Genomic DNA, 9,713 nt, shown 5'->3' on the forward strand with positions numbered 1-9,713 from the left:
CTTTGTTGCGTCGGCTTCATCGACCTCCGCCAAGATCTGGCGGAGGTCTTCGACAGAGACGTTCTCCAGCCTCGCCATACCTCTTCTCGTGGCTGGAGTTCCATGAAGTTTTAGCCCTCAGTATAAGTACTCAATGGGAGAATCTCCCGGCGGCCATTCCGTAACACCAGGTGGCACATATCCCTCTCTATCGGCTCTCAATACTGTCCCCCATACTGTTCCGTGGGCAGAATCAACTAACTCATCAACATCGATATTCATTCAAAAATTGTTCGTGCATTCTACCTCTTTGTAGTACCGATAAATCTAGTAGTTAGGTGATATTTTATTTGCACGATGCGCAATATGAAACATTCAATTGCAATTCTATTATCTTATTTTTCCTTGACTGCCCACAATATTGCCGGAATCAGTAATAATAGCGGCCTGTACGTTTGGACAGATATGAAATAGACAGTGAGAAATAAACAAATTAAAAGCGCTATCGTTTTATAAACAGAGTGACCGCCACCATTCGAGCTTTTGCTGGTACTAAGATTTCCCTCATTCCTTATCCCCTCTATTGCTTCTTGATACTCATCAGGGTTAATGGACCAGTCTAAATTTAGCGAAGCCGATTCTGAATTACTTTGATCCTGCTCACGTTCTTCCTTCTTCCTCACCCAGTAGGGATCGGAATCAACTGATGATATTGGATTAATTGGATCAGACACCTTGCTATTATTTGTATTAAATGACGGAAGATCAGAAGTATCGAATGGGTCAGTTGCATCACTCAAGTCCCGGTTTTCTTTCTTCTTCTCCCAGTATGGTTTTGTATCCGTGTCAGAGGTAGGATCAACCGGATCAGATACTCGTTCATATCCCTTACTGCCGTGCTGAGATTCATTTTCTGAGGAATAAGAGTTTGACCTCCTCGAGTTGTTTTTGCTGCCTCCTGTGGGTATCGGCCGTCCATGGATTTGCTCGTGGCAAGGCTTGCAAACCGTTATTAGATTACTCAAGTTATGGGTTCCCCCCTTGCTTTTTGGAACGACGTGGTGAGCATGAAGTTCTGAATTTCCCCTTGGGCCTCCTCTTCGGCCGCAGTTTTGACACTGGAAATTATCTCGTTTATAGACAGCTTGTCGTCGTTGTTTCCAATCGGGTGGGTAACCGTGACCCATTCTAGTATTATTTTTGTCTAACTGAGATACAAGTGAGTATCGACACTTGCAATCTGTACGCTATATATAGATTTAGCCTCAACGCATTCGCCGGGGACGGTGTCAAGACGAGGCAATTGAAAAATCAACGCATACCGACTACTGAAGAGGTCAAATAAGCTGAGTGGATACGGAGTCAAAGCCCCGCCAATGAAGGCAATTGCAGCCACGAAAACCCCCACCAGAAGACCTATTTTTCGTGCTAACCACAGATGCGTTTCGTAGCCTGGCATCTATCTTTGAGTCTTGTTGGGAATGTATAGTTGTTTACAGTGCTATATATAGTGAGCCGTAGGTCGATTATACCTGCACACTGGAATCGGAATTTACCGTCTATTGGTTATGGAACAGGCATTAAGTTCCCCGTCCTTCAATAATCGGCAATCAAACGAATGCCTGACCTTGCTGACCAATCTTGGAAATCGGTATACGAAAGCGATCCTACCGGTGAAGGTACGTACCTCGTTGATGAATTCTACGTGCCTGCACTCTCGCGCAGTATCCGCTACGATCGCATTGCCGGGTATTTCTCCAGCAGCGCTCTCGCCGTCGCCTCTCGCGGTATCCATGCTCTCGAAGACAACGACGGAGAGATGCGGATCGTCGTCGGGGTCGAGTTGTACGAAACCGATCGCCCCGTTCTGGAAGCACTCACCGACGAACTCGGTGACGAACTGGAGGAACTTGACGACGAACAACTAGATGCACAGCTCCAGTTACTGGCTCACCTCCTCCGGGAAGGTCGGCTCCACATCAAGGTCGCTATCCCACGCGAGGGAAGCTGGCGGATATTCCACCCGAAGATGGGTATCTTCCACGACGAGGCAGGGAACGCACTCTCCTTCGAGGGAAGCGTCAACGAAACCGTTGGTGGCTGGAAGCGGAATTACGAACGGTTCAAAGTTCACCGCTCGTGGGTCGACGAACAGGCCGCCTACGTCGATGGCGACGTCGACACCTTCGACCGTCTCTGGAGAGACGAACACCCATTCGTCGAAGTCCACGACCTCCCGGAGGCCATCGAAGAGGACCTGATTGATTGGAAAGCGCCCGACACCAATGATGAAGTCGACGAGGTGGTCCAGATCGCTCGCGGTGAAGCACCACCAACGGAACGGGACAAGGCCAACATTATCGCCGATGGCCCACTCTCACCGGGTGGTCTCGCCCTCGCGGAACACGGGAGTACCATCACGCCGTGGCCCCACCAGCGCGTCGTCTCGGACACGCTCGTCAACACCTACCCAAACAGCTTCCTCCTCTGTGACGAGGTCGGGCTCGGGAAGACCATCGAAGCCGGCCTGACGCTCTCCCGACTCGGCCTCACGGATGAATTGGAAACCGGCCTACTGCTCGTCCCTGCTAGCCTGACTATCCAGTGGCAAGAGGAACTCTGGGAGAAGTTCAACCTCAACGCCTACCGCTTCGACCGCGGCAGCGACTACGAGTACACCTTCATCGATGCCTTCGGTCAGGAACACGCGCCACCGTCTGTCGCCGATCTCGGGACTAATATCGACCGCGATCAGGCCTGGGTCGAGAGCCCGATCTGGCGGTTCCTCCATGCCCAAGATGACGGTGAGCCACTGGACGGTCCAAACATCGTCATCATGTCCTGGCACACGGCCCGTCTCGAAGGCCGATGGGATCAGGTCGCACCGCGCGACGGTGGCGATGTCCGTACCAGAGACGATGTACCTGCGAGTTGCCGTGGCCGCTCGTCCGCGAAACGCGAAGGGGTCTGGGACGCCGTCATCGTCGACGAGGCGCACAACGCCCGACGCAACAGTAATTTCTACCATATGCTCGACCGGCTTCGCGACCACACGCAGGCCTATTACCTGCTGACGGCGACCCCCATGCAGCTCCACGCCGGCGAGCTGTATGACCTTATGACGTTGCTGGATCTACCGACCGAGTGGGACGACCGGGACGATTTCGTCGAATTCTTCGAGACCAGGAGTGCCCTTGAACAGGCACTGGGTAGCGAGGTCGACGGTGATAGCGCCGGTGGATCTACCGATCGGAGCCCGACGCAGGCAACTCTCGATGGGAGATATCAGGATAGTCTTCCGACCGACCGCAGCGTCTCGGACCAGATCTTCGATGCGATCGCCAGCAATCTAGATATCAACGAGGACCAGCCTCGCGCGATCGCGAAAACGCGTGTCCTGAACGCCTGTACCCTCGCTGGCGATTACGGCGATCACTACGACGGGTACGTGGAGACGCTGGAGGATGCGATGAACGAGTACGATATTGACCCGTTCGATGCGAAAGAGGATGACAAGCTGAAATACCTGCTCTACCCTGAGTGGAAGGTTGAGCAAGAGTGGCTGACGTTCTCGCGTGGGGACCGCCTAGATGCCCTTGACGAACTCACCGAGTCTGGATGGCGCGTCATTCGGGACGTGTTGGCCGAGTCGACGCCCGTCGATGCACTGATTCACCGAAATACTCGTGACACCCTTCGGAGGTACGAGCAGGTCGGTCTGTTGGATGAGACAGTACCGAACCGGAACCCGGAACAGCGCCAGATCGAACTCACGGATGCAACCCGTGAGGTCTACGACCGCATCGACGAGTACACGCGGAAGTTCTACAAACTGGCCCAGCAATCTTCTGAGGCGGATTCACGCGCCATCGGGTTCGTGATGACAACGTATCGTCAGCGTCTGACCAGCAGCGTCTACGCGATTTCACAGAGCCTCCAGAACCGTTTGGAGAAACTGCGAGCCCAGCGCACGGTCATGAAGGGCAAGCAGCGTGCCGCCGAACGGTCGTACGGTGACGCAGAGCAGAGCATCCTCGATACCATATCTGAGTACGATTTGAGCGATTTTGACGCGCTCAATGAACTGGAAGGCGACATCGAAGACGCTGACCTAGCGGAGGTCATCCCGAACGTCACCGACGAGGGTATCAACCTCTTGGATCAGGAGATCGAGGAACTGGAGTCGTTCGTCTCTGAACTGACGCGTATTGAGCAGGACCCGAAGATCGAACAACTCATCGACGATCTGAACGCCCTCGACCATGACGGACACAACCGCATCATCGTGTTTACGCAGTACGCCGACACGATGGACTTCATCCGTGACAGCCTCGTGTCCATCCACGGGGAGACGGTCGCAACGTACTCCGGACGTGGCGGCGAAATATACGACAGCGAGCAGCGCGAGTGGAGGAGTGTCGGGAAGGAACGTGTGAAGCGGGAGTTTGCAGCTGATGGTGGCCAAGTGGACATTCTCGTGTGTACGGACTCTGCCAGTGAGGGGCTCAATCTTCAGGAGTGTGGCGCGCTGATCAACTACGACTTGCCGTGGAACCCGATGCGTGTCGAACAGCGGATCGGCCGGATTGACCGTATCGGGCAGCGCTACGACGATGTGACTATCCTCAACTACAGCTACAAGGATACCGTGGAGACGGACATCTACGACCGCCTCGACGACCGAATCGGGTTGTTCGAGAACGTAGTCGGCGATATGCAGCCGATTCTCTCGGGTGTGAGCGAACAGATTCGCTCAGCTACCCTCGAGGCGGAAGACGAAGACCGCGACGAAGCTGTCGACCGCGCTGACAGCGAGTTCTCCGAGCGGATCGAAGAGCAACGGGAGAGCGATCGTGTTGATGTCGGTGAGTCACTGGACTCGGTCGACACCTTGGTCGCTGACGAGGTCATCGACAACGCGCGGTTGAGCGCATGGGGGGGCCACAACCACCCCGATGTCGACGCTGTCGGTGCTGACGAGTACGCGTGTGCAGCCCCGTTCACGCCGTCGGCGGTAGAGTCACTCTTCACCAGCAGTAAAAACGATTCCAGCGACAGTGTCCTATTGACCCCGGTTGCTGAAATTGAGTTTGAGGACCAGAACACCGAATTGATAGACGATTTCGAATACAGTGAACACACGTACCGACTCCACCTTTCTGGCACTCACGGAGTTGAAATCCAGATAGGAACTCAAGAGGGAACAGCTGCACAGGCAATCGCGCCAGAAAGTGGCTTTGCAGTGACGTTCTCAGAAGATTGTGCTCGCGAATACCCCTCGATACACTTCCTTGCACCAGGACATCCACTTCTCAAGGCGATAGTACAGTATGTTTTGGAAGCTAGTGAGGAAAGTATCCGTCTGCAAAAATACATAGAATCACGGGAGCTGGAACCGGAGACTCCTGTAGTCTGTGGATGGAAACGGGATGGACGACTTCAGGTTTTGTCTGCTGACAAGGGTGTTGTAGACGGGATCACTACCAATGGACTTCAACATTGGTTCGACACGTTCACTAGCAATCGCGACAGTCTTTGATCAGTTGCGGGTACCAACATAAGAGATCATTGCTACTCTCGATAGCTGCCGTGCTTGATCACTGACCCAGGCCGGCAGCGCGGGCAATAGAGGCCGTCGCGCCAACGAACCTGCTCCAGCAGGTTCGTGGCGTTCGCCTATGAGTTCAGGAACTCAAACGGGGACATTGCATTAGGGTGCCGCTGGCGCATCACCCTTGCCGCTACGCTTCTAAAGTGCCAGTTCTATCTGACCAACAGCTTGCTTCCGAAGAGCGATCATCAAATGTCATTCGGCGATTGATGAAACTCACCCCTGCCAATTTTGGATGTAGACAAACCGCGGGGCGACACCGTTGTGAGTCGGATTCGTTCGACTGTCGAATGAACTCTCAAGCGCACTCCAGGTAGTTGATATAAATGAGGCACCGCTGTCTGTCGGATTTGGGCCGTTCGAGAATCGAATGGGCGCTGCAGGCCTTGGGTTCTCTGCGTGTCAACCCACTCTTTCGGGCGGTGGAAGCGGTATGTCGGCCGTTCCGTATTGGTGGAGTTTCCGGCCCGTGCGGTTCGTCGGAAGACGAACCATGAGTCTGGAACCAATCGAACCAGAGACGGCCTACGAGTTGTATCTTGCGGACAGAGAGCACGAACTCGCCGAGGCATCGTTGCAGGGGCACAGATATCGGCTGAAACACTTCGTCCGGTGGAGCAGAGAGAAGGGCATCACGAACCTGAACACGCTGAACGGGCGACTGCTGCACGAGTACCGGATGTGGCGTCGGGAGGACGGTGATCTCAACAAGGTCAGCGAAAAGACGCAGATGGACACGCTCCGCGTGTTCGTGCGCTGGCTGGAATCCATCGACGCGGTGGAACAAGATCTCGGCGAAAAAGTGCTGTCGCCGGCGATCACCGCAGATGAGAACTCGCGGGACGTGATGCTGGAAGCTGACCGCGCCGACGCTGTGCTGGCCTACCTCGGGAAGTACAAGTACGCGAGTGTTCAGCACGTTGCACTGTCGCTGATGTGGCACACGATGATGCGTGTCGGCGGGGTGCATGCGCTCGATGTCGACGACTACAACTCACAAGAACAGTACTTGGAGGTCAGACATCGCCCGGACACCGACACACCCATCAAGAACAAGGGCGACGGCGAGCGACTGATCGCCGTTTCGGACCGGATTTCCGATCTGCTGGACGACTGGCTGGCCTCGAAGTGGCCGAACGTGACCGACGATCACGGGAGAGAACCGTTGCTCGCGTCTGCGCAGGGACGGACCCAGAAAACGACACTCCAGAGTTACATCTATCAGTGGACGCGCCCCTGCGAGTACGGAAAAGAGTGCCCACACGACCGAGACCCTGCTACCTGCGAGGGAGCACAGCCGGAGTCACCTTCGAAGTGCCCGTCGAGCGTGAGCCCGCACGCGATCCGGCGGGGCGGTATCACGAAGCGGCTCAACGAGGATATCCCGGAGAAAGTGATCAGCGACCGGGCGAACGTGAGCCCGGAAGTCATCGACCAGCACTACGACCGGCGCACGCAGCGCGAGAAGATGGAACAGCGTCGCGAGTTCCTCGGCGACCGATAGCCCGGTCTCAGATAATCTCCTCGATCAACTCGAACCCATTTTTGAACTGGACGCGATCGTCGAACCCATTTCGTGAGAGCGCGGTCACGATACCCTCGCCAGCGTCGATATCAGTCGTCACGACACACGCGAATTCTCCGTCACCTGCGTCGAGACGTTCCGCTGCAACCGCTGCGAGTGCGGTATCTGCTTTCTCGATCTGATCCTCCCGTCGATTCGACGACTGTGCGATGAACGTCCGCACGTCGTCCATCACCTTCGACACGGTGCTGTTCGTGTAGTCTGGTTCGTCAGCGACCATCACCCAACCCGCATCAATCGCGCTGTTGATGGGGGTTTGGCCCGGCGTACTCCGATCCGGTGCGCCACCGAGTTCGTCGTACACGCGCTGCGGGATTACGAGCGAAAGATCGTTCCGCTGGGCGAACCGCTCCAGCGCAGTGTACTTGTTGTTCTGCTGGCGGCCACACGCGACGAACAGTCCCGTATCCGCGATCCAAACGACCCCCTCCTGCATCGGATCGAACGACTCACTCATCTATGGTACCCGTCAGTCCTCTGCCTCGGGCGGTTGCTCGCGGGCACTCCGAATATCCTCGAAGTACGGATCGACCGACTTCATGTCGAGTACGACTTCTCGGAGAGCTTGTAAGACAGCGATAGCGAACGCGTGCTGGAGATCCAGTTCCCGGGCAGCCACTCGCTCCGACATCTCACCTTCAGCATAGGGGACTGCGTAGGTGAGTGCGGCCGCGAGCTTTCCCAGGCCATGCTTTTCGAGCAGGAGGTCCAGGTCCTGATCCTGGGGTGAGCGGCCGAACGCTTCGATGAGGGTCGGGGTAACCGTGTATTCGTCGCCGTCCAGGTTTGCGGTGAGGGTAATCGGAACCGCCGAATACGTGTGCGTCTTCCGTTCCTCGTCTCGCGTCAGCACCCCAAGTTCGACGAGTGTGCCTGTGTCCGAGTACGCCGTCGTCCGCGGTATCTCTAACGCGGCAACGATATCGTCGATAGTGACTTCCCCTTCCCGGAGGACGAACGTGTAGAGTCGCGCCAGCCGCGGCTCCTCCAAGAGCTGGGCGACCGACAGGAGGCCGTTGATGGCACGTTCGGGATCACCGGCGGCTTTCGACATACAATACATAATTCGTGTATTGAGTAATAACACTTGGGGAAGCGTAATCTCAAGAAGACCGTTCAGGGATATTTCCTAATCCAGCACAGTGAGTGCGACACTTGAGAATTGGTAGTAGTTCACCACTGTCGGCGCAATGGATTAGAGTCAATTTTCCATTAGGTATGGTGTGCGAGATACAGTGGATGGATCAGTAGGATGCTACGACTTACTCCACCAATATTGGATAGAGTCAACTGTCCAGCATATTGGTAAATAGAGTAACAGCATCAATCACTATCTTCTATTTTTGATTTCAGCCAATTTCTCAAAGGGATTCTTCCAGAAACTGGTATACTCTTCCTCATCTTCATATACAAAATCAGGGCTGAAAACGGCTAATCTGGTGAGTTTGTAGTCATCTGGTCCGCTATGTGGATGGTAATATCGAAGCCAAGCATTATCATTCGGTTTAGGAATGATTTCGTATTTCCCGCCCGTTTCTTTATTTCCGCCCCTTCCCCACATGATCGCGGTCGGCTCACCCAGATGTTCACCGAACGCTTTAATTACATATTCGGTGGAACTGTGTTCTTTGCCTTCGGCCTCCCAGACTACTCTGTATCCGGTTATACCCTTCTGCTCCATATTACTGAATTCGTCAATTAGAGCCTGATATGCAGGCTCTTCAATCACTAAGCCTTCCTGCATAGTAGTGAGTAAGCATTGTTCCTTGTTAAAATCTAACGCAGTTTGTATATTTTCTGTAGTACTGATTACCGGCACAGATCTCAAATGCTCCAGTGCGACATTCACGCTATATATGTAGCAGACCCCCGAAATTCTATCTGAGGTTTAGGGATTAAATTGAGGGGGTTGGCCGGTATCTTTTGATTCTCAGCAGAATCGTGTTTACTAGTAGTTGCTGAATATGGGACGCCAGTAGCTGCTAGCTGAGAGTCTCTCCGGGAATAATGGAATCTACCTGTGCTCATCATTCGGAAGGAAGGGGTTCAAGCCGAATTGAATGCGCGGCGGCAGGGATGTGAGCGTTAGAACGAGTATCCCGAATCTGGGTCCTCATCCAGGGTGTCGAAGTCTTCTTCTGCCCGCTTGCGCACGTCCTCGTCATCTGGATGGTGATAGTGCTTATCCTGTGTACGCTCCTTTACATCGCAACGTTGGTCGATTGAGTCTGGGTGGGCACCAGCATCTCGTTTAGCTGTGATAAACCCCGTGCGAACATGATGCGGTGCACGAGAACTAGGGCATTTGTATGCGCTGTTGTTCCGCTGCGCGGCCTCACATTCTGTGGGTTCACGGTCGTGCGGGCACTCAAGCCCAATCTCACAGGGCCTCGACCACTTATAAACCGTCTTCTTATACTGAGGGCTAAAACTTCATGGAACTCCAGCCACGAGAAGAGGTATGGCGAGGCTGGAGAACGTCTCTGTCGAAGACCTCCGCCAGATCTTGGCGGAGGTCGATGAAGCCGACGCAACAAA

Annotated in this window: 6 protein-coding genes and 1 pseudogene; 2 read left to right on the top strand and 5 right to left on the bottom strand. The window is 54.4% G+C overall.

Annotation, left to right across the window (positions count from 1 at the left end):
* Nucleotides 1-374: 374 nt before the first annotated feature.
* Nucleotides 375-1,166 (bottom strand): HNH endonuclease, encoded by a 792-nt coding sequence (locus tag MU521_RS20975; RefSeq protein WP_092695710.1) that lies wholly within the window; start codon nucleotides 1,164-1,166, stop codon nucleotides 375-377.
* A 431-nt stretch (nucleotides 1,167-1,597) separates the two neighbouring features.
* Between MU521_RS20975 and MU521_RS20980 the strand changes: the two genes are divergently transcribed.
* The gene (locus MU521_RS20980; RefSeq protein WP_092695712.1) at nucleotides 1,598-5,518 is read left to right on the top strand and encodes a helicase-related protein; all 3,921 of its coding nucleotides are present in this window, start codon (nucleotides 1,598-1,600) and stop codon (nucleotides 5,516-5,518) included.
* A 38-nt stretch (nucleotides 5,519-5,556) separates the two neighbouring features.
* Here MU521_RS20980 and MU521_RS20985 read toward each other — a convergent pair.
* Nucleotides 5,557-5,685: pseudogene (locus tag MU521_RS20985) on the bottom strand (IS1595 family transposase); the annotation flags it as partial.
* Nucleotides 5,686-6,083: 398 nt separating this feature from the next.
* Between MU521_RS20985 and MU521_RS20990 the strand changes: the two are divergent.
* A complete protein-coding gene (locus MU521_RS20990; RefSeq protein WP_092695714.1) occupies nucleotides 6,084-7,094 on the top strand; it encodes a tyrosine-type recombinase/integrase in 1,011 nt (336 codons plus the stop codon).
* 7 nt (nucleotides 7,095-7,101) lie between these two features.
* On the opposite strand, the gene MU521_RS20995 is transcribed toward MU521_RS20990, so the two are convergent.
* From MU521_RS20995 to MU521_RS21005, 3 genes are all read right to left on the bottom strand, one after another.
* Nucleotides 7,102-7,632, bottom strand: a complete 531-nt coding sequence (locus tag MU521_RS20995) for a PIN domain-containing protein (RefSeq protein WP_092695716.1) — start codon at nucleotides 7,630-7,632, stop codon at nucleotides 7,102-7,104.
* A gap of 12 nt (nucleotides 7,633-7,644) precedes the next feature.
* Nucleotides 7,645-8,229 (bottom strand): DUF7437 domain-containing protein, encoded by a 585-nt coding sequence (locus tag MU521_RS21000; protein ID WP_092695718.1) that lies wholly within the window; start codon nucleotides 8,227-8,229, stop codon nucleotides 7,645-7,647.
* A 276-nt stretch (nucleotides 8,230-8,505) separates the two neighbouring features.
* A complete protein-coding gene (locus MU521_RS21005) occupies nucleotides 8,506-9,024 on the bottom strand; it encodes a hypothetical protein (protein ID WP_139171227.1) in 519 nt (172 codons plus the stop codon).
* Nucleotides 9,025-9,713 lie beyond the last annotated feature (689 nt).

This window comes from Halorientalis regularis, from assembly GCF_023698535.1.
Lineage (GTDB): Archaea > Halobacteriota > Halobacteria > Halobacteriales > Haloarculaceae > Halorientalis > Halorientalis regularis.

Bases quoted from the DNA above. Each gene is read 5' to 3' on its own strand.
- MU521_RS20975 (WP_092695710.1), bottom strand. From the start codon at position 1,166: ATGGGTCACGGTTACCCACCCGATTGGAAACAACGACGACAAGCTGTC.
- MU521_RS20995 (WP_092695716.1), bottom strand. From the start codon at position 7,632: ATGAGTGAGTCGTTCGATCCGATGCAGGAGGGGGTCGTTTGGATCGCG.
- MU521_RS21000 (WP_092695718.1), bottom strand. From the start codon at position 8,229: ATGTCGAAAGCCGCCGGTGATCCCGAACGTGCCATCAACGGCCTCCTG.
- MU521_RS20990 (WP_092695714.1), top strand. From the start codon at position 6,084: ATGAGTCTGGAACCAATCGAACCAGAGACGGCCTACGAGTTGTATCTT.
- MU521_RS20980 (WP_092695712.1), top strand. From the start codon at position 1,598: ATGCCTGACCTTGCTGACCAATCTTGGAAATCGGTATACGAAAGCGAT.